Origin of the sequence: Candidatus Stoquefichus sp. SB1 (assembly GCF_001244545.1) — a bacterium.
GTDB lineage: Bacteria > Bacillota_I > Bacilli_A > Erysipelotrichales > Coprobacillaceae > Stoquefichus.
Genome location: NZ_LN852695.1, coordinates 495,412 through 516,245, shown reverse-complemented (window position 1 = coordinate 516,245; position 20,834 = coordinate 495,412). Strand labels below are relative to the sequence as shown.

The window sequence follows — 20,834 nt, the reverse complement described above, 5'->3', positions numbered from 1 at the left end:
TTACAAAAACTCTTTTACAAACACGCTTAATTTCTGATATGTGTTTATAAGGTCTAATTGTTTGATTTTGTTGCTATCATTCATCAGTTTGATTAAGAAATCACTAATTTCCTGATGCAATAATAAGTGCCCTTTTTTGACATTAATTACAAATATACACTTCACTTCTTTATCATGAAATACTGCTGGCTTTTCCAACAAGATAACACCAACACTATCAATATTTCCCATTGGTTGAAGACTATGTGGAGAAGCAATACCTGTATCATATATTGTAGAAAAACGTTTTTCTCTTTCTAATACAGATTCTCTAAAGCCTTGCCTTGCATATCCTTTATCAACCATCTTGTCACACATTTTAGTAATTAAATCAAGATAATCACCATTTTTTTCAACCCAGAACAAATCTTCATAAAACAAATCCTGTAATCCTAAGACATTATTTTTATATTGTTCTCCTGAAAAGATAATTTCATTTTTAATCTTATGAAAATCTTTCTCATCAAGATTTTGATGTATGACAACAACTTTATTTTGTCCCTTTTCTAAATGAACAGGCTCAGTTGAAATAATTAATTCTATTTCCTCCATATCATGCTTTGCAACTGACATATGGGGAATCACCATAATATTAGCCAAAGGAAAATAAGATTGAATTTTTGTTTTAATTAGCAGTGTTGAACTCTTCATACTATCAGCAATAAAAACAATTTTTTTAATACTTTGCATCTTGGCTTGATTTTCTCTTTCAATATGAGTTGCAAAATGTAATGCCAAATATCCTATCTCATCACGGGATAACTGATATTCTTTTAATTCCTCATGATAATCTATAAATCGCATAGCAACGAGAAAAGCATTCATATATTGTACAGATACTGATTTCACCAAAGAATCACTTAATGTTAAGCCATAAGTCACACGCATAATCAATGGATGCAAATGTAATAATAAACTTTCTTTTAAGACTGTATCTTCACTAAAATTTGTATCAAAATCTCTATCCACCTTTATTAAAGCTTCACGAATGGATTTTGCCAGTTTCATCTTTTGATTGAGTGGCACCTTTTCAGAACTGGCTTTTCCAAAAATTTGTGATGCCACTAAATCAATTTCATCATCCGTGATTTGAATTGAATATTGATTTTCAATAAAGGAGAGTAATTTTTTGGTAATCGCAAATATGTTAGAATCAATCAGATTCTTATTAATCTTAATTTCATTGATATAATTCTTCTGTAAAATACGATAAATCAAGATTTTAAGATGAAACAATATAGATTCAATAGCATTGTTAGTCATAATAATGTTGTATTCATTTAATAAAGAGATAAATTTATCTGTCACCAAATCAAAATCCAATTTCTCAATAAATTCAAAGAATTCCAAATGAACATTTTGATCCTCTATGACCTTTCTGCTAATGCTAGACAACATCTGTCGTATGTCCTTTTCATCTCCAGACACCCTAATCCCATAATGAGAACGAGATTCTAAACACAAATGATTGTGTAAGAGTTGTGCTTTGACATCATTCATATCATTAATCACTGTACTGCGACTGACATCTAGAATTTCAGCGATTTGATTTATTGAAGTAAATCCAGTATTTTGTAATAACAAGAATAAGATTAATGATATACGATACTCTTTTTTAGCAATGGATTGCTGGAAATCATCATTGAGTTGATGTAAATAAGATTGATATTTTGTATCATCTGTTATTTGTAAAAAATAACCACGTTTACTTACAGTCACAATTTGAAATCCATTCTTATCTCCTGCATCTCTTAATTCACTTAAAAATTCTCTCACTTTTCTTTCTGAAAAACCAAGATAATTCTTGAGTTCATCTAGTGTGATAATGTCTTGAGATTGAAACAAATCTAATATTTTTTTATTCACGTTACCCATCTCCCAAATTCATTATAGCATTGGCATTATTCTTATAACAGTTTGAAAAGTGCATAAATAATTTGTCGAAAACTATACTAATCATCATAATTGCTTTGCATTCTCTTTTATAATGTCTTGAAACCAATAAAACGATTTCTTTTTATGTCTTGATAAATCACCACTTCCATCATCATATTTATCAACATAAATAAAGCCATATCTTTTTTTCATCTCACCTGTTGTCAGACTCACAAGATCAATAGGTGCCCATGTTAAATAGCCAATACAATCAACATGATCTTCTACAATAGCTTTCTTCATCTCTCGAATATGTTCTTCTAGATAACTGATACGATAATCATCTTCAATATTTCCATTAGCATCTCTAACATCAACAGCCCCTAATCCATTTTCAGTAATCATAATGGGTATTCCATACTTATGATATGTATAGTTTAAAATATATCGTAATCCTATACCATCAATTGCCCATCCCCAATCGCTTGTCTTTAAATAAGGATTTTGAACACCACCAAAGAAAGCCTCTTCTTGTTTGTCATCACCTTCATATTTAGCAACACTTGACATATAGTAATTAATTCCAATAAAATCTAATTTTCCTATCATAAATGCCTGACGATCTGACTCAGTAATATCTAGTTGAATACCAGTTTTTTGATACTCGGCTATTTTATAATCTGGAAATTGTCCATTTGCCATTGCATCAATCTGGTAATAATCTTTCTCCATTTCCCTAAAAGCATTCATAACATTAATAGGATTACAATTCCTTGGATAGACTGGTGTGAGTCCAAATACACATCCCACCTGATTTTTCTCATCAATCTCATGAGCTAATGCAACAGCTTTAACACTTGCGAGTATCATATGATAACTCATAGTTGCTAGGATTTGTTTAGGATTTTCCAGACTTGAATATTTGATTCCTGTAATCATATAGGTAAAGAGATCTGAATTTTCAGTTTGTGGGTCAATATGATTCATCTCATTAAAAGTAACCCAATATTTCACTTTTCCTTTCAAAGAATTCATCACAGCTTTACAAAAATGTAAATATAGATCAATTGTTTGACGATTCATCCATGAATGATATTTTTTAACTATATTGATTGGCATTTCATAATGATATAGAGTAACAATAGGTTCAATATGATATGCTAAAAGCGTATCTATTACTCGATGATAATATTCCAATCCTTTGGAATTAGGTTTGTCTTCATCACCCATTGGAAAAATTCTTGACCAATCAATTGAAATACGCAAAGCCTTAAAACCTAATTCAGAAAAAAGCTTGATATCTTCTTGATAGCGATGATAAAAATCAATTCCAGTATGTGATGGATAGTATTGATCTTGATCTATTTTATCTGTAATCTCTCGTGCTTTTTGATATGAACCAGATGTAATATAATCCATAATTGCTGGTCCTTTTCCATCACTATCCCAGCATCCTTCTACTTGATTTGCTGATAAACTCCCACCCCACAAAAACGTCTCTTTCAATTCCATTTTTAATCTCCTTCTTTAATCATTTATTATTTGAGGACAATGAAATAAACTATATTCAGTCAAAAACATTTAAAGGGGATATATCAATATAGCTTATTTCATCTTATCTATCATGTCAGGATATTTATTCCTCAAGTTTATTTTCTCATGGTTAAATTTTTTACAAAAGATTAAATACTGCAAAATAATTTTGCATAATTTATATCAAATCACTATTACCTTTTTCTAAATAATAACACAAAAAAAGATTTAAACTACTGTTAAACAATAATTTAAATCTATCTTTTATTATTTTAAATTGTTTACAAAAAATTGTACTGTTTCATCAACAAGGAGTTGTCTTGGTTTTTGTGACCCTGAACCATCAGCTGCATCAAAAACATGATCACTATTAGCTACATTTAAGACTTCTATTTTCTTAGCCGCATTAATGACATTATTTGTTGTTTCTTTACTCACATATTCATCAAAATCATCAACAGCTATCATAAGTTTTCCATTATATTGAGCAATATTTTTTAATGGATCTGCAGCTTTATTTTCTTCAAAGAATTTTAGACTGCAATCCACATAGGGTTCTCCCCAAAGTTTAAATGATGAAGCACCTTTTTCTTTGGCTTCATTATACATTTTATTAACTTCTTCATTACCTCCCATAAAATCTGCTAAACCTTTCAATCCAGTATTGGCAGCTGGTGCCCATAAAGCAGCTGCTTGTATCTTATCATTAAGATATAATGAAACTATTCTGCCACCCATACTATGTCCAATAAGACCAACATGATTTTGATCACCATTATACTTTGATTGCATAATATCTATAGCACTAGATATATCATTTGTCATATTTGTCAAATCATAAGCAGTATATGCTTCTTTGCTGTCACCATTTCCTGGGAAATCAATACGAATACTGGCAATTCCTTTTTCTGCCAGTTGATTAGCAGTTGGTTCAAAATTGTTGCACCCATTACGCTCACCTATAAATCCATGCAATAAAACAACATAGGGATGTTTTTCTTCACCTTTAGGAACAACAACTGTTGCTGGTATGTCTGTATTTCTTTGAGAAGTAAGTGTTATATCTTCACTCGTGTACTCTAAAGTTTGATCAGACTTTGTGTTGTTATTTTGGCACCCACACAATAATGCAATAACGAAAATACTACATAATACTTTTAATTTCCTCATCTTTTACTTTCCCTCTTTCAATTTAAATGATTATGATCATTCATCACAACATGTTGTCATTTAGTTAATGATATAAAACAATAAGTTGTTATGAATTTATCTATATTATAGATTTCTTATATCGTTATTTAAATCGAGCATTTTTCCTTTTCTAAAGAGGAAACGACTAAAATACAATCTATTCTCTTAACAATTGCCTTTTCATTTTATATAAAATGCCACTTATACCAATAAATACAACAAATATTTCAAGTCTACCAAGTAACATCCCACACATTTCTATAATTAAGATGATAGCAGGGGTTTGGGGCCCAGTTAACCCAACAGATAAACCCACAGTTCCTAAGGCAGAGGCAAACTCGAACATTGCACTTTGTAAATCGCAATTTAGAAATAAGGTTATGAGACCTGTTCCGATTAAAAAGATAATAAAATAAATCAAAATATAACTCACTGTATCTTGCATAAGAGAGGCATTAATTTCAGTTCTTCCTTGTGCACGATAATGATAAATTTTATTCACACTTCGTTTTGAGGACAATTTTTGACGAAATGTTTTTTTCAATGTTTGAAAAGCAATATAAACACGAGTGAGTTTCATACCTCCAGCAGTTGAACCATATCCTCCACCTATCAACATTAATACAATCAACGCAAAAACAGCAAGGGTTGGCCAATCTTGATATGACATGGTTGCGTAGCCTGTTGTTGATAAAGCAGAAACCACATTAAAAACTGCTATTCTTAAACTTTCACTCACTGATATGTAAAGTGAATAACTGAGTGATACAGCAACGATTATCGTAAAGGTGATAACCAATACAGTAAATAATTTTAATTCGCTAATCTTTATAACTTGTTTCCATTTTCTTTTAACCATTAATAACAAAACAGCAAAGTTTGTTGTTCCAATAATCATCAAGAGAATCGTTACCCATTCAATAGCAATACTCTTATAAGCGCCTATGCTTTCTACTTGAGTTGAAAATCCACCTGTTGACAATGAACACATTGCATGAAAAATACTATCAAACCAATTCATACCAAATATATAATAAAGAAAAGATCCAATAATTAATGACACTGAATAAATCCCAAAGATCATACGCACTGTGTTAATAAGTCTAGGTTCCAATCGATCAGGATGGCCTTCAGCATCATATAAATTAGCAGCTTGATTTTCTTGTACAAAGAAAAGAATCATCATAATAAAACCCAATCCTCCACAAAACTGCATGAAACAACGATGAAACTGAAATAAATGATTAACCTTTGTTACATCAACAACTGATAAACCAGTTGTTGTCCATCCACTCACTGCTTCAAATAAAGCTTGAACAAACGATAACTGTCTGCTAATGACAAATGGCATTGAGCCTAAAACAATCCCTATTAACCATGCATAAAGAACTGTTAAACTGCCTTCATGAATAGAAGTTCGCCAATTATCTGGGAGCATTCTTCTAGGATGAACATAACATATTCCTAGACCTAGAAAAATAGCAATAAGAGAAGGAATCACAAATGCATAGATTTGATTTATATCTTGTGGATAAAAGATAATCGTTACTAAAGGAACAAGCAATAACATACCAATAAGAATGAGAAATTGTCCATAATAATTATTACTTTTTAAAATACGTTTCATTGTCCTGTCATCTCCCTAGTTACAAGAGCGCGAACAGATGTATCACAAATCACAATCAAAGTATCACCAGTTAAAATTCTGGTATCCCCTCGTGGTACTATTCCCTGATCATTTCTTAGAATATATCCAATAATCGCTTGTGCCGGTATTTTTAATTCCCATAATTTCTTATTCACGGATGGCATTTCAGAATTGATTTTCAATTCAATAATACTGACACGTCCATCTTCCATTGATATTGTTTTGCTCATTTCATCTACAAATGCTTGTTGTTCAATAATCCCCGTAATCGCATTAATGGCACAAACAACGGAATCTATTCCCATTTGATAAAAGAATGCTGTTTTTTGAGGATCACGAACTAAAGCAACTGTTTTCTTGACTTTAAATTTTTTCTTACTTAATTCACAAATCACTAAATTATCATCATCTTTCTGTGTTAATGCAATAACAATATCTTTTCCTGAAGTATCTGCTTCTTCTAAGATAAATGGTTTTGTTCCATCACCATGAATAACTTCTAAATCTTCAATGCTAGCTAACATTAAGCAGTCTTCATAATGATTGTTAATGGCAGTCACTTCATAGCCCTTTTCAAGTAATGATTGAGCTAATGACATGGCTTTATGCAGTCCACCTACTAATAAAACTTTCTTTTTCATGCTTCCTGCACCCCTTTATCTTTTAAAATATGTTCAATGCGATGAACTGATAAAAATGTTGGACAAATGGTTTCAATATGAAATTCATCATAAACACATTCTCTTTGTGGATCATATAAACGACATATAATTGTTTTTATATGATAAACTTCTCTAGCAATCTGTGAAATCATAATATTTGTATTATCATTATCAGTCACAACAATAAGAATTGTTTTTTTATTAATATTCAACTCTTCAAAAGTATCGAGTTCTGTTGCATCACTCACTAATGTTAAACCTCCATATGATGAAGATAATTTTCTAAATGCTGTTTCTTCTTTGTCAACAACAATGACTTCTTTCCCTTCATCATATAAGCAATCAGCTAAATTGGCACCTAATCTCCCACATCCTATTATTACTATTCTATATGTCACGCTTTTTTTATAAAATTCCATCATCCTAATCTTCTCCTTATAATATGAAAATCTCTTTGTTTCTTTCTATTCTCCATGTTTTCAATATCTTGATCATGAAAATAATATTCACGATGATATTCCATATCAACCAAACGCTCAATATTTGCATGAGCAGGTCGATAATCTGGAGCTAGTGCCCAAGCTGCACGATAATGCTTCATTGCTAAAACTTTATCCCCTTTAACTTCAGCAATAATTCCAAGTAAGTTTTGAGGCTGAGGTGCATCTGGATACTGTGTTAATAACTGTGTCACTTTTCTTTCGCATTGCAGTGAAGAATTTCTTAAAAGTTCTTTTATCTCCTGACTCGATTGTTCTAAAACAATGTAATCTTGTAAACCTTTCTTTGTTTTCATATTCTCCCTCCTTTAACACTTATATTGTAAAATTTAACTTGTGAAAATGGTGTGATAATGTCCATATGGCTGTGAGAATTGTGTGAGAATACAAAAAAGAGCATGTTTATGCCCTTTCATTTATCTATGCTCTTTTTACCCACTATATTTTATTCGACTTTCAACATTCTATAACCAACACCAACATGCGTTTGAATATATTGTGGAGCATCAGATGTTTTTTCAATCTTTTTTCGCAAAGTTGCCATAAAAACACGAAGTGAAGCGACATCACTATCCCACGCACTTCCCCATATTTCACGGGTAATATAAGTATGAGTTAAAACTTTTCCCATATTCTTGGCTAACAAACATAAAAGCTTATACTCAATTGGTGTAAGATGAAGTTCTTGATCATTTATATAAGCACAACCTGCACTATAATCAATTTTCAAATCACCATTGATAAACAAAGATGAACTACTATTTCCCTGATTCTCTATATAACTTAAGCGTCTTAAAGTCACACGAACTCTAGCTAATAATTCCTCCACTGAAAAAGGTTTAGTTAAATAATCATCAGCACCAGCATCTAATGCTTCAATTTTATCAGTATCCTCACTTCTTGCACTAATCACAATAATAGGCATATTTGACCAACTGCGAACCTTCTTGATAATATCAATACCATCAATATCAGGTAACCCTAAATCCAAAAGAATAATATCAGGATTATGTGATGAAGCCTCTAATATAGCAGTTTCACCATTAGTCGCTAATATATATTTATAGTCATGAGTTTGTAAAGTTGTAGAAATTAAATTGCGAACTGCTCCATCATCTTCAACGATTAAAATTGTTGATTTCTTAATCATGTAAAATAACCTCCTCTGTTGGCAAGATCACTCTTAATATAGCACCTTTAGGTTGATTATCAAGAACTTTTATCATCCCTTGATGAGCATTGACAATAGATTTACACAACGCCAATCCCAATCCCAAACTTCTGCGACTATCAGCCATCTTTTTATTACCAGTATAAAACATATCAAAAATATGTTCTTTCATTTCATCAGAAATCCCTTCACCATCATCTTTGACATCAATGTAAACTTGCTTTTTCTGTTGATACACATGGATAATAATATGTGAACCTGCTGGTGTATATTTAATAGCATTATCTACTAAATTAATAATAACCTGTATCATAAGTCTTGCATCTATCTTGACTAAAATCAAATCATCGTCCTGTTCAACTGAAATATGATGTTCTTTTTTTTGACGACTAACATGTTGGATTGCTTCATCAATCACTTCATCAATGAGTTCAGTTGTCATATGAAGATGCATTGTTCCATCTTCAATTCTTGTTACAGAAAGAAGATTCTCAACAAGATTAATTAGCCACAATGAGTCATCATAAATCGCTGTATAAATTTCCTTCTTTTTATCTTCATTAAGCATTGCACCATTCGAAATTAATATCCCAGCATTCCCTGAAATTGCTGTTAAAGGGGTTCTTAAATCATGTGAAATAGAGCGCAACAAATTTGCTCGTAATTGTTCATTTTTTGCTAACAAATCAGCCTTTGATTTTTCTTCAATAGCATGAATACTTTCTAATGCTAAAGCTCCATCTCCTAAAATCGATAAAACAATACTTTGTTCAAATGAATCTAATGAATCATGATTGATTCTTATTCCTACAACACCATAAACACATTCATTAACTCTTAATGCTAAATAAAGGCATTTGGCATTTCCTAATGTATGTGTTGTCGCTCCAGCACGTTTATTATTTTTATAAACCCATGTTGCAACAGCAGTTTCATTCTCATTTAAACAGTCCTGAATATCTTGATTATGCTTTACTGAATAAAGAATCGGAGATTGTAATTCATTTTTTTCAATAGGATAAAAAACAATATCTCTATTTAAGAGTTGAATCAGATGATGACAGATAACATTAATAATTCCTTCTTTTGTTTTTTCTTTTTGAAGAAGTTGATTGGTATCTAATAGAACTTTAGTACGATAAGCGGTTTGAGCAGAACGCTTCGCATTTTTTTTAATTTGAACTGTTAAACCACTAGTTAAAAAGGCAGCTATAAACATAATCACAAATGTAACTGGATAACCTGAATCATAGGCTAAGAATGTAAAATAAGGATGAGTAAAAAAGAAATTGAACATGAGAACACTAATAAATGAAGAGATAATACTATATATTCTTTGAGTTGTTACAATAGATATAATTAAAACACCTAAAATATAAATTGTAATTGTATTGGCTTCACTAAAGCCTAACCCTTTAAATAAGAAACCTATAAATGTTGAAATAAGAATAATCCCTATACAACTCATAAAATCTTTTAATATAAATTGTGTTTTTTCTGGACTTTTTTTAGGAAAATAAGTATTTTGAGTTTTCACTGGAATAATATAAATATCTAAATTCGGTGCAGCCAAAGTTAACTGTTCAACAAGCGATGATTTAGAAAAGAATTTTTTTCGCGATTGACTACGACCCAAAACAATCTTAGATACATGACAAAGTCTCGCATACTCAGATATTTGATATGCAATTTCATCGCCACAGATAGCCTCTACCCTCGCTCCAAATTGTTGTGCCAAATGCATATTCTCACTAAGTGTCTTTAAACAATGTTTATCCATATGCACATAATCAGAAGTTTCAATATATAGTGCTGTTAACCTTGCCTTAAAAGCCGATGCCATACGAGCTGCAGTACGAATAACTTTAGCATTGGTTGGTGAAGAAGAAATACAAACAAGAATATGCTCTCCTGTAAAATAATCACCAGTTTTATCTGACAGTATTGAATTGCTCATCTTATTAATACGATCAGCACATCGTCTTAAAGCAATTTCTCTTAAAGCTATTAAATTATCTATATTAAAAAAATTTGTTAATGCTTTTTGGGCTTGATGAGGCTGATATATTTTTCCTGCTTCTAATCTTTCAATTAAATCATTAGGCTCAATATCAACTAATTCAACTTGATCAGCTTCATCAAAGACATAATCCGGAATACGTTCTCTCACCATTATACCAGTAATAGAAGCTACCATATCATTCAGACTTTCAATATGCTGAACATTAACTGTTGTATAAACATCAATACCAGCATTCAACAATTCACGTATATCCTGATACCTTTTTTGATGTCTTGAGCCTTGAGCATTGGTATGAGCTAATTCATCTACCAAAATTAAGTCTGGTTTTCTTTTTAATGCTTCATCTATATTGAACTCCTTTAATTGAATTTGATTATATTTAATGAGTTTAGGCGTTAAACATTCCAAACCATGAACTAAATTCATTGTTTCTACTCTAGCATGAGGTTCAATATACCCAACAACCACATCTATACCATTATCTTTAGCTGTCTGAGCAGCTTCCAACATAGCATAGGTTTTTCCTACTCCAGCAGCATAACCAAAAAATATTTTAAGATGCCCTCGTAATTGTTTTTCTTCATCATTCTGAATTTTTTTAAGAATTTCCTCTGGTTGTAATCGTTCCATTGCTCATCACCCTCTTTTCTATTTTAGCATGGTCAATATTAAAATAGTATAAAGATTAAGAAAAGGAACTCGTTTACAAAACCAGTTCCTTTCCTTTTATTTTAAAATCCCATCTAACATCAAATTAACTTTTAAGACATTGACTGTTTTTTCACCTAGTACTCCTAAAAGTTTTCCATCTGTACATTGATCAACAATTTTCTGAACCTCATCTTGACTCATATTTTGTGCTTTAGCAATACGTTCAATCTGATAATGAGCAGCTGCAATAGATATATGTGGATCAAGTCCACTTCCTGAACAAGTCACTAAATCTTCAGGTATTGCAGTATCTTTTTGATCTGGATGTGCTTTTCTTATCTTCTCAACACGCTGAGCAATTAATTCTTCATATTCTTCACTAGCAGGACTTAAGTTTGACGGACTAGCATACATCATAGGATTTCCACTTTCATCAGTATATGTCGAAACATCAATATTCATAACACGTCCCCACATATGCTTATTATCAGTATACTGTTGCCCCAAGAGTACACTGCCATACTTTTTACCATCAACTTCAATAATACTTCCATTTGCTTGATCAGGGAAGAAAACCTGTGCAATTCCTGTTACGACTCCTGTGTATAAAACACCACAAACTACTGTGAAAATAATAAAGATAATAAGAGCTTTTGGTAAAATACTTTTTAACATTTTCATTTTCTTCACTCCTTTATACAAGATGACAGAACACGAGAAGCATATCAATTACTTTAATACAGATAAATGGTGCTATAATACCACCTAATCCATAAATAAGTAAGTTTCTTGATAAGAGTTTCCCTGCTGAGACTTCACGATATTTTACACCTTTTAATGCTAGTGGAATTAAGGCAACAATAATCAAGGCATTATAGATGATTGCTGATAACACTGCACTTTGTGGTGAATGTAAAGACATAATATTTAATGCCTGCAAACCTGGATATAACCCTACAAATAGTGCTGGTATAATCGCAAAGTATTTCGCAACATCATTTGCAATAGAGAATGTTGTTAAACTTCCTCGTGTCATTAATAACTGTTTTCCAATACGTACAATATCAATAAGTTTCGTAGGAGAAGAATCCAAATCAACCATATTTCCTGCTTCTTTTGCTGCTTGTGTTCCACTATTCATCGCTACAGCAACATCAGCTTGCGCAAGTGCTGGAGCATCATTTGTTCCATCACCAGTCATCGCAACAAGATGTCCTTTTGACTGAAAATCACGAATCATTTCTAATTTACCTTCCGGTGTTGCTTCAGCTAAGAAGTCATCAACTCCAGCTTCAGCTGCAATTGCTGCTGCTGTCAAAGGATTATCTCCTGTAATCATAATCGTTTTAATACCCATTTTACGCAAATCAGCAAATTTTTCCTGAACGCCACTTTTGATAATATCTTTTAAATGAATAACACCTAAAATCTGATGATCTTTTGCAACAACTAATGGTGTTCCACCTTGATTAGCAACTCTTTTGACTGCCTGGTCACATTCATGGCTATATGTTCCACCATGGAGTAATATATAATCTTTAATAGAATCAGCAGCACCTTTGCGAATCTCATGTCCATCAAAATTAACACCACTCATTCTTGTTTTTGCACTAAAGGGAATAAACTCTATATTCTTATCTTCTAAGCTACGTGCACGGATATTAAATTTTTCTTTTGCCAAAACAACAATACTACGTCCTTCTGGTGTTTCATCAGCCAATGAAGATAATTGAGCACCATCAGCTAATTCATGTTCACTGTGTCCATCGACTGGAATAAATTCATAAGCTTGTCTATTTCCTAAAGTAATGGTTCCAGTCTTATCAAGCATTAAAATATCAACATCACCAGCTGCTTCAATAGCACGTCCACTCATAGCCAAAACATTGGCTTGATTTAAACGACTCATTCCAGCAATCCCAATAGCTGATAGCAGTGCCCCTATTGTTGTTGGGGCTAAACAAACAAGCAAAGCAACTAATGTTGTGACTGATGTTGGATTTTCTACACCTGCTTGGGTAGCAGAAAAGCTTGAATAAGTATAAAGTGAAACAGTTACAAGAATAAAGATAATTGTTAATGCAATTAAGAAGATTTGTAAAGCAATCTCGTTAGGTGTTTTCTTTCTGGCAGCACCTTCAACCATGGCTATCATTTGATCTAAGAAACTATGACCTGGTTCACTTGTGACTTCAACTATAATCCAATCTGATAAAACTGTTGTTCCACCAGTAACCGCACTTCGATCTCCACCGCTCTCTCTAATAACTGGTGCTGACTCGCCAGTAATAGCACTCTCATCAACTGATGCCGCTCCATCAACAACATCACCATCAGCAGGAATTTGTTCACCTGCTTTGACAATAATCAAATCTCCTTTAACTAAAGCTGTTGATGGCACAACAACAAACTCATCCTTTTCTTGAACAGAATCAATTTTATGTGCCTCAACATCTTTTCTAGCAGCTCTTAAAGAATCAGCCTGAGCTTTTCCTCGTCCTTCAGCAATGGCCTCAGCAAAATTAGCAAAGAGAACTGTCAACCATAATACAATCGCAATAGCAAGTGTAAAACCAGACATTGCATCTTGAATATTGACTAATGAAAATCCCCATAACATGGTTGTTAAAATAGCTGATATATAAACCAGTAACATAACTGGATTCTCTGATTGCGTTTTGGGATTGAGTTTTAAAAACGAATCTTTTATGGCTCTTGTGACCATTGCACGATTAGCCAGTTTATTTTTTTGTTCATTTTTCATAATGAATATCCTCCCTTTATAACATACTGAAGAATTCAGCAAGTGGTCCAAGTGCTAACGCTGGGAAGAAACTCAATGCTCCAACCAGTAAGACAATAAAGATAAGCAAGAAAACAAACATTGCATTTGTTGTTGAAAGTGTTCCTGCTGTAACAGCAATTTTTTTCTTGCCAACCAAATTTCCAGCAATAGCTAAAATTCCTACAATTGGTACAAATCTTGCAAATAACATAACAAGACCTAGTGATAAATTCAAGAAAACTGTATTGGCATTAAATCCAGCAAACGCTGAGCCATTATTTCCACCACAAGATGAATAAGCATAAAGCATTTCTGATAATCCATGTGCCCCACCATTATTCAAACTGTCAGCAGTGCTAGGTAATGCGGCAGCAATACCACTACCAACCAGAATAGCAACTGGGGTTGCTAAACAAACAACAACAGCCCATTTCATTTCATATGGTTCAATCTTCTTGCCTAAAAATTCTGGTGTTCGACCAACCATCAGACCTGCAATAAATACAGTTAAGATAGCAAATGCTAACATACCATATAACCCACAACCAACACCACCAAAAATAACTTCACCTAATTGCATCTGTAGCATGGTGACCATCCCACCAATTGGTGTATAACTATCATGCATTGAGTTGACAGAACCATTGGACGCTGCCGTTGTATAGGCTGCCCAAGTTGATGATGTCGCTATCCCAAAGCGTGATTCTTTTCCTTCCATATTACCTCCAGACTGATCAACCATTGAAATATCAACGTTGCCACCCTGAGCCAATTGAGGTGTTGCATATTGCTCACTAACCGCAATTGTTCCTAAAGCAATGACTAAACAAATGGCCATTGCTGAAAAAATTGCAATACCTTGTTTTTTATTTTTGATCATTGTTCCAAAAGTAAAACATAGCGCAACTGGAATCAACAATAAAGAAATCATTTCTAATAAATTTGTAAAAGCATTTGGATTCTCTAATGGATGAGCTGAGTTGACACCCATATAGCCTCCACCATTTGTTCCTGTTTGTTTAATCGCAACCTGACTAGCAGCTGGTCCCATTGGAACAAATTGTTGAGTGATAATTTTAGCACTACTGATCTTTTGACCATCAACCATAACTGTTTTTGCTACAACATCAATTTTAGCATTTTCAATAATTTGACCTTCGCTGTTTACTGCAATAGGTTCAACTAATGATACTGACTGGGCTGGACTCAAATTTTGAATGACTCCACCAGCTACTAATAAAATTGCAATAACTAAATTTAATGGAATGAGAATATGAATAATTGATCTTGTTAAATCAACCCAGAAACTTCCAAGTCCCTTTGATTTCACTTTCATAAATCCACGAATAAGCGCAAATAATACTGCAATTCCTGTTGCTGCTGAAACAAAGTTTTGAACAGTCAATCCAATGGCTTGAGTCAAATAACTTAATGTAGATTCACCACTATATGCCTGCCAATTTGTATTGGTTACAAAGCTAACTGCTGTATTAAATGATAAATCCCATTTAACCCCTGAAAGTCCTTGGGGATTCCCCATCAGTACACCTTGTAACATCTGCAACCCAAACAAGAAGATGAGTCCTACAGCGGAAAAAATCAAAACACTCACAGTATATTTCTTCCATGACATTTCTTCATGTTCATTGACATGCATAACTTTGTAAACAAGTTTTTCACATGGTATAAGAACTCTTGATAAGAAAGTCTTTTCACCATTCATAGCTTTTTTAATATATGCTCCTAACGGAATAGCTAAAATAACAAGAATAACTAAATAAATAGCATACTGTATAATTGTACCTATCATTTTTTATCTCCTTTCATGAGGATATAAACATAATAGAATAACAAAATCATCGCAATCAAACCGATTGCAGAAATAATGATTGTCATAATCATTCCCCCTTTTTTCTTTTGACAATCATAGTATATTCTGATTGATTTTAAGATGGTGTTAATATCATAAGCAAAGATATTAAGATTGTATAAAGAAAAAATGAGATAGATTGATTTCTATCTCATTTATCTTTAAATACATAATACACAACAGCAAGCAAACTTACAAAAACAATAACAGATATCAGTAATTATATATAGTTCTTTCTTCATCATATTAAAAAGGTGTTAATATCAATAAACGATATATAAAAAAAGAATGAAGATTTTATTCTCCATCTTCTTTCAGTCTATATCCTACACCTATTTCTGTCATAATATATTCAGGTGTTGCTGGATTTTTCTCGATTTTACGCCTTAATCCTGCCATCAATGCTCTTAATGCCTGAGTATCATTGCCATAACCTTTCCCATAGATTTCTTCAATGATTGTATGCGTTGTTAAAACTTTTCCAATATTTTGAAAAAACAATGTAAGTAATTGATATTCCATTGGTGTTACATGAAGTTCCTGATTATTAAGATAAACCAAATGCTTATTGAGATCAATTGATAAATCTTTGACTTTATAGAAAGTTTGTAACTGTGATTGATTAAAACGATAGTAATGTCGAAAAGCTACCTTTATTCTTGCAATAAGTTCAGTTGCTGAAAAGGGTTTTGTTAAATAATCATCAGCCCCTAAATCCAAAACTTGCGCTTTTTCTTTATCCTTATCTCTTGCTGATACAACAATAATAGGTATTTCTAAAAATTCTCTTAATTTACGAATAATATCTACACCATCAATATCCGGCAATCCCAAGTCTAGTAATATTAAATCTATATTCTCATTTGCAATCTTTCTTAAGGCATCTTGTCCATTTGCAGCTGTTAGATACTCATAATCATTATTTTCTAAACAATAACAAATGAATTTTCTAATTTGAACATCATCTTCTACAACTAATATTCTTTGTATCATTTTGGCTCCTCCATTGGTAATCGTATAATAAATTTTGCACCTGGATGCAGTTTGCAATTTTTAGCTTCAATAATCCCACCATGTGCCTCTATAATGGCTTTACAGATTGTTAATCCTAAACCAATCCCTTTTGATCCATCAGATAAAACTGTATTATTGGTATAAAACATTTCAAAAATTTGATCAGGATCTTGTGTTTTCAAACCTTTCCCATAATCTTCTACTTCTAAGTATGCATTCTGATTTTTTTGATAAGCATTTATACAAATCGGCTGATTTTCTAATGTATGTTTCATTGCATTATTTAATAGATTAATAAGCACTTGTTGTATCAGTTGTGCATCCATAGGAACCATCAAGACTTGTTCTGGAACATGAACCTGTATATGATGATTCTTTTGATTTTTTGTCACATGATAAACAGCACTCCCAATGACCTCTTCTAATGCTTCTAATTGCTTATGAATAACAAGTTGCCCTTCTTGAACCTTGGTCAAACTCAAAATATTCTCTACAAGTAGATAGAGCCAGCTTGCTTCCTCATAGATGCCTTTAACCAATTCAAAAGTTTCACAATCCTGCTGTTTCATATCCATAATCATCTCAGATGTTCCCATAATACCTGACAATGGTGTTCTTAAATCATGAGAAATAGCACGTAATAAATTACTACGATATCTTTCTTTAACTGTCGTCTCTTTTAAACGCAGTTGTTCCTTTATAGCAAAGATATGATCCAAAGCTAAAGAAACACTTTCATTCATAGATGTTAATAATTTTTTCTGATTCTCATCAAGTTGATCAATCGTTTCTTTGGGAAATATGAGTACACCTAATATTTTATGAATACCATATAACGGATAATGATATTTGTGATCAATAGATAGGTATAATGTTTCCATATTCTGAAAATAACCTTGATATTCTCTTATATTTTCAATCTTTGATTCATTGATTTGATTGTTTTTACCATACATAATAATACTTTGATCTATCTGTTCATGAAAACAAATACATCCAACCTGACAACTCAAAACATCTGAAAATATTTCAATAACAACCTGACATAGTGCTTTATCATCTAATGTATCAGATAAACGATTTGTTAGAGTATAAAGTGTTTTCATATGATGAGCATTTTCATTAGCAATCTGTGTCGAGTGTTGTATGCGTGTTGTAGAAGCGCTTGTAATAATTGCAGTTATAGTCATAACAACAAATGTTACAAAGTATTTTGAATCATAAACAGAGAATGTATAAAATGGTGCTGTAAAAAAGTAATTAAACATAAAAGTTGCGATAATAGAACATACTATTCCATAAATATATCCCTGTGTTAAACGTGATGTCATTAAAACAGATAATATATAGATAAGAATAATATTGGTGTCAGGCCATCCTAAATTTTTAAATAGCATCCCAATGAGAGATGAAATTATCAATAAACCTATCATAATTCCTATTGACTTTAACCATTTACGATTATTGTACATCATTTATCACCACCTATAATGTTTTATTATAACTCTTACTTTAAGGAAAATATACTCTTAATATTTTAAGAATAATATCAAAACAATAACTTCTTTTCAAATATTCATTTTAGACTAAGCAAAAATCAATACTTATTATCTTAAATTATAATAAGTATTGAGTTAACTTTAATAATAAAATAATTTCCTTATTAAAAGTAGCAAAAATGTAAACCATACTTGCTAGTGATTAATATGAATCATGTTATACTATTGCTATGTAAGGAGGACATCTATGTTTCATGACAAATTAATTTATTATCGAAAAAAGAATATGCTGACACAAGAAGAGTTAGCAGAGAAACTTTGTGTTTCTAGACAAACAATTACAAAATGGGAAAATGGCATGATTACACCTGGTTTAGAATACATGATTGACTTATCTCATATTTTTGGAATCACTATAGATCGTTTAATTAAAGATGATGATTGTTTTAGTGATACTCCACAATTAACAAATACCAATCAATTGATTAAGTTTCTTGTTGAGGCTAAAAAAGCAACATATGCATCTCATCAAAATAAAATTCAATCTACGAGAAAAGATTCGCATGATTATATTTACCATAGTGGAAAATATACATATTATGATACATTCTTTGGTGCTTCTTCATTTTCTGGTCAAGAACTTGTTTATGAAAATGAACAGGTTTGTTGGTCTATGAATTATTATGGACAGGTTTTGAGTGATGATTTTAATAGTCATTTTCTTAAAGAAGCTTTGCTAATGGTTGATGAACTTAGACCTTTTAGAGGACCAGAAATTTATACAAATGGAGAATATACTTATATTTCAAAAGTGATAGGTGACTATTCTTTATTTCATGGATATGAAGAAATTTATTATCAATCAAACAAAATATATGAAGCCATGTTTCATGGTGGTTTGATAAAATAAAAGGAGAAAAAATGAATACACTTTATACAAATAAATACATTGAAATTTATCAACAAATAGGCGATCATGCCAAAATTGTTTTAGCCACATCTTATCAAGATAAAGTATCAGTTAGAACAATGAGTTTTGTTATTATGAATGGTCTCTTTTATTTTCAAACAGATAATACCTTTCGTAAATACCAAGATATTAAGGGCAATGAAAACGTTGGATTATGTCTTGATAACATTCAAATAGAAGGTATCTGTAAAGAAATAGGACATCCTTTAGATCATCCAAACTTCTGTAATCTCTTTAAAAAATATTTTTTATCATCTTATCAGGCATATTCACACCTCAAAAATGAAAGATTATTTATCGTTGAACCTACTTTTATCCAAAGATGGAATTATGTAGATGGAAAGCCTATTATTGAACAATTAAATATTCATCAAAAACAGTTTATTCAAAAAGAATATAAAAATGATTAATCTTTATCTTTTGACAACTAATGAATAAGTCATGAACATTCAATTCCTTAGAAAGAATATGTTGTCTGTATGTTTAAATATTAATTTCTTAATGAGAAAAAATGCATAATTCATAATCAATTGCTCTATAATAACAGACAAAGGAGGAATTATTATGTCGCATATATTACAATTTGTTAGCTATATACTCAAACATTCCTCTGGTTTAGATACCGTCGAATATCTGAGTCAAGTTCGTCATGAAAATCACTCTATTCCAGATGAGAAATAGAGTGATTTATTATTATCAACAATCATTGAGAGATGATCACAGACAAAAAATCAATAGATAATTTAAACAATAGAGCCACTCTTCTTATTTAAGAGAATACTATCTTCCATTATATTTAAGGCTATATTCATTAAGAATTCTCTATCATTATTTTGTTTTATTTCATAATCTACTGTTACTTTTATTGCATGTTCCATGTCATAACAGTAAACAAATTCTATATCACTGTCTCCTTGAAACGTATAATAAATATTTAATTCTTCATCTATTAAGTGATAGTCACGCATTTGTGGATAAATATAACCATTCTTATTTTTAGAAACAACATAGCCTACATTAACAACTCCAAACTGATCACTGTTCTCATCAAAATGACAACCATATGTATAATCATCTCCAGTCAATAACGTATAAAATCTTATTTGATTTATTTCAGTTAATGTTTTCTTTGAAGCCGTATTATCAAAGTATGAATGTGGATGATAAAAATCATAAAATTGTTCTTTTATATTTGATTGAACTTCTATAACAGACGAATACCAATTAATATCTGTATGCTTAGGCATTTTCTCCATAGTATAAAAAGCCAGTATGATAATAATAACTGTCAATCCAATGCCGTTTATTAATTTCTTCATTTTCCCCTCCAATCCCCACACTATCAATTCTTCAATACAAACAACTTCAAATTTGTAACTTATGATATCAAGTCGATAATCATC

Annotated in this window: 17 protein-coding genes; 2 read left to right on the top strand and 15 right to left on the bottom strand. The window is 31.5% G+C overall.

The window, feature by feature from the left end; translation table 11 throughout:
• The 14 genes from BN1865_RS10555 to BN1865_RS10490 all read right to left on the bottom strand — a co-directional run bounded on the left by BN1865_RS10555 (nucleotide 1) and on the right by BN1865_RS10490 (nucleotide 18,437).
• Nucleotides 1-1,914, bottom strand: coding sequence for a BglG family transcription antiterminator (locus BN1865_RS10555; protein ID WP_232780372.1), 1,914 nt, complete (start codon nucleotides 1,912-1,914; stop codon nucleotides 1-3).
• Nucleotides 1,915-1,998: 84 nt separating this feature from the next.
• Nucleotides 1,999-3,426: a family 1 glycosylhydrolase gene (locus BN1865_RS10550; protein WP_050637214.1), complete on the bottom strand. Its 1,428-nt coding sequence runs from the start codon at nucleotides 3,424-3,426 to the stop codon at nucleotides 1,999-2,001.
• A 288-nt stretch (nucleotides 3,427-3,714) separates the two neighbouring features.
• Nucleotides 3,715-4,617 carry an alpha/beta hydrolase family protein gene (locus BN1865_RS10545; RefSeq protein ID WP_050637213.1) on the bottom strand — a complete coding sequence of 301 codons (903 nt, stop codon included), beginning with the start codon at nucleotides 4,615-4,617 and terminating at the stop codon, nucleotides 3,715-3,717.
• 178 nt (nucleotides 4,618-4,795) lie between these two features.
• Complete coding sequence (locus BN1865_RS10540) at nucleotides 4,796-6,265, bottom strand: TrkH family potassium uptake protein (protein ID WP_050637212.1); 1,470 nt, start codon at nucleotides 6,263-6,265, stop codon at nucleotides 4,796-4,798.
• Entirely contained in the window at nucleotides 6,262-6,927 is a 666-nt protein-coding gene (locus tag BN1865_RS10535) for a potassium channel family protein (protein WP_050637211.1), read from the bottom strand. Before BN1865_RS10535 ends, BN1865_RS10540 begins: the two co-directional genes overlap by 4 nt.
• Entirely contained in the window at nucleotides 6,924-7,370 is a 447-nt protein-coding gene (locus BN1865_RS10530; protein WP_102134069.1) for a potassium channel family protein, read from the bottom strand. Before BN1865_RS10530 ends, BN1865_RS10535 begins: the two co-directional genes overlap by 4 nt.
• A complete protein-coding gene (locus BN1865_RS10525) occupies nucleotides 7,367-7,744 on the bottom strand; it encodes a hypothetical protein (RefSeq protein ID WP_050637210.1) in 378 nt (125 codons plus the stop codon). Before BN1865_RS10525 ends, BN1865_RS10530 begins: the two co-directional genes overlap by 4 nt.
• A 149-nt stretch (nucleotides 7,745-7,893) precedes the next feature.
• Nucleotides 7,894-8,598 carry a response regulator gene (locus tag BN1865_RS10520; protein WP_082189972.1) on the bottom strand — a complete coding sequence of 235 codons (705 nt, stop codon included), beginning with the start codon at nucleotides 8,596-8,598 and terminating at the stop codon, nucleotides 7,894-7,896.
• Nucleotides 8,591-11,272 (bottom strand): sensor histidine kinase, encoded by a 2,682-nt coding sequence (locus BN1865_RS10515; RefSeq protein WP_050637209.1) that lies wholly within the window; start codon nucleotides 11,270-11,272, stop codon nucleotides 8,591-8,593. The genes BN1865_RS10520 and BN1865_RS10515 overlap by 8 nt, the downstream gene beginning before the upstream one ends.
• Before the next feature lie 96 nt (nucleotides 11,273-11,368).
• Complete coding sequence (kdpC, locus tag BN1865_RS10510; protein ID WP_050637208.1) at nucleotides 11,369-11,974, bottom strand: potassium-transporting ATPase subunit KdpC; 606 nt, start codon at nucleotides 11,972-11,974, stop codon at nucleotides 11,369-11,371.
• 13 nt (nucleotides 11,975-11,987) lie between these two features.
• Nucleotides 11,988-14,057: a potassium-transporting ATPase subunit KdpB gene (gene kdpB / locus BN1865_RS10505; RefSeq protein WP_050637207.1), complete on the bottom strand. Its 2,070-nt coding sequence runs from the start codon at nucleotides 14,055-14,057 to the stop codon at nucleotides 11,988-11,990.
• Nucleotides 14,058-14,073: 16 nt separating this feature from the next.
• Entirely contained in the window at nucleotides 14,074-15,888 is a 1,815-nt protein-coding gene (kdpA, locus tag BN1865_RS10500; protein WP_050637206.1) for a potassium-transporting ATPase subunit KdpA, read from the bottom strand.
• A gap of 357 nt (nucleotides 15,889-16,245) precedes the next feature.
• The gene (locus BN1865_RS10495; RefSeq protein ID WP_050637205.1) at nucleotides 16,246-16,941 is read right to left on the bottom strand and encodes a response regulator; all 696 of its coding nucleotides are present in this window, start codon (nucleotides 16,939-16,941) and stop codon (nucleotides 16,246-16,248) included.
• On the bottom strand, nucleotides 16,938-18,437 hold the full coding sequence (locus BN1865_RS10490) for a sensor histidine kinase (RefSeq protein WP_050637204.1): 1,500 nt from the start codon (nucleotides 18,435-18,437) through the stop codon (nucleotides 16,938-16,940). The genes BN1865_RS10495 and BN1865_RS10490 overlap by 4 nt, the downstream gene beginning before the upstream one ends.
• A 271-nt stretch (nucleotides 18,438-18,708) precedes the next feature.
• Here BN1865_RS10490 and BN1865_RS10485 point away from each other — a divergent pair, with 271 nt between their 5' ends.
• Nucleotides 18,709-19,371 carry a DUF5680 domain-containing protein gene (locus BN1865_RS10485; protein WP_050637203.1) on the top strand — a complete coding sequence of 221 codons (663 nt, stop codon included), beginning with the start codon at nucleotides 18,709-18,711 and terminating at the stop codon, nucleotides 19,369-19,371.
• Nucleotides 19,372-19,382: 11 nt separating this feature from the next.
• Nucleotides 19,383-19,841, top strand: a complete 459-nt coding sequence (locus BN1865_RS10480; protein WP_050637202.1) for a pyridoxamine 5'-phosphate oxidase family protein — start codon at nucleotides 19,383-19,385, stop codon at nucleotides 19,839-19,841.
• A 333-nt stretch (nucleotides 19,842-20,174) separates the two neighbouring features.
• Here BN1865_RS10480 and BN1865_RS10475 read toward each other — a convergent pair whose 3' ends face one another.
• Nucleotides 20,175-20,750, bottom strand: a complete 576-nt coding sequence (locus BN1865_RS10475) for a hypothetical protein (RefSeq protein ID WP_050637201.1) — start codon at nucleotides 20,748-20,750, stop codon at nucleotides 20,175-20,177.
• Between the last annotated feature and the right edge of the window lie 84 nt (nucleotides 20,751-20,834).

Bases quoted from the DNA above. Each gene is read 5' to 3' on its own strand.
- BN1865_RS10535 (WP_050637211.1), bottom strand. From the start codon at position 6,927: ATGAAAAAGAAAGTTTTATTAGTAGGTGGACTGCATAAAGCCATGTCA.
- BN1865_RS10540 (WP_050637212.1), bottom strand. From the start codon at position 6,265: ATGAAACGTATTTTAAAAAGTAATAATTATTATGGACAATTTCTCATT.
- kdpA (WP_050637206.1), bottom strand. From the start codon at position 15,888: ATGATAGGTACAATTATACAGTATGCTATTTATTTAGTTATTCTTGTT.
- BN1865_RS10520 (WP_082189972.1), bottom strand. From the start codon at position 8,598: ATGATTAAGAAATCAACAATTTTAATCGTTGAAGATGATGGAGCAGTT.
- BN1865_RS10515 (WP_050637209.1), bottom strand. From the start codon at position 11,272: ATGGAACGATTACAACCAGAGGAAATTCTTAAAAAAATTCAGAATGAT.
- BN1865_RS10530 (WP_102134069.1), bottom strand. From the start codon at position 7,370: ATGATGGAATTTTATAAAAAAAGCGTGACATATAGAATAGTAATAATA.
- BN1865_RS10485 (WP_050637203.1), top strand. From the start codon at position 18,709: ATGTTTCATGACAAATTAATTTATTATCGAAAAAAGAATATGCTGACA.
- BN1865_RS10475 (WP_050637201.1), bottom strand. From the start codon at position 20,750: ATGAAGAAATTAATAAACGGCATTGGATTGACAGTTATTATTATCATA.
- BN1865_RS10480 (WP_050637202.1), top strand. From the start codon at position 19,383: ATGAATACACTTTATACAAATAAATACATTGAAATTTATCAACAAATA.
- kdpB (WP_050637207.1), bottom strand. From the start codon at position 14,057: ATGAAAAATGAACAAAAAAATAAACTGGCTAATCGTGCAATGGTCACA.
- BN1865_RS10545 (WP_050637213.1), bottom strand. From the start codon at position 4,617: ATGAGGAAATTAAAAGTATTATGTAGTATTTTCGTTATTGCATTATTG.
- BN1865_RS10495 (WP_050637205.1), bottom strand. From the start codon at position 16,941: ATGATACAAAGAATATTAGTTGTAGAAGATGATGTTCAAATTAGAAAA.
- BN1865_RS10490 (WP_050637204.1), bottom strand. From the start codon at position 18,437: ATGATGTACAATAATCGTAAATGGTTAAAGTCAATAGGAATTATGATA.
- BN1865_RS10555 (WP_232780372.1), bottom strand. From the start codon at position 1,914: ATGGGTAACGTGAATAAAAAAATATTAGATTTGTTTCAATCTCAAGAC.
- BN1865_RS10525 (WP_050637210.1), bottom strand. From the start codon at position 7,744: ATGAAAACAAAGAAAGGTTTACAAGATTACATTGTTTTAGAACAATCG.
- kdpC (WP_050637208.1), bottom strand. From the start codon at position 11,974: ATGAAAATGTTAAAAAGTATTTTACCAAAAGCTCTTATTATCTTTATT.
- BN1865_RS10550 (WP_050637214.1), bottom strand. From the start codon at position 3,426: ATGGAATTGAAAGAGACGTTTTTGTGGGGTGGGAGTTTATCAGCAAAT.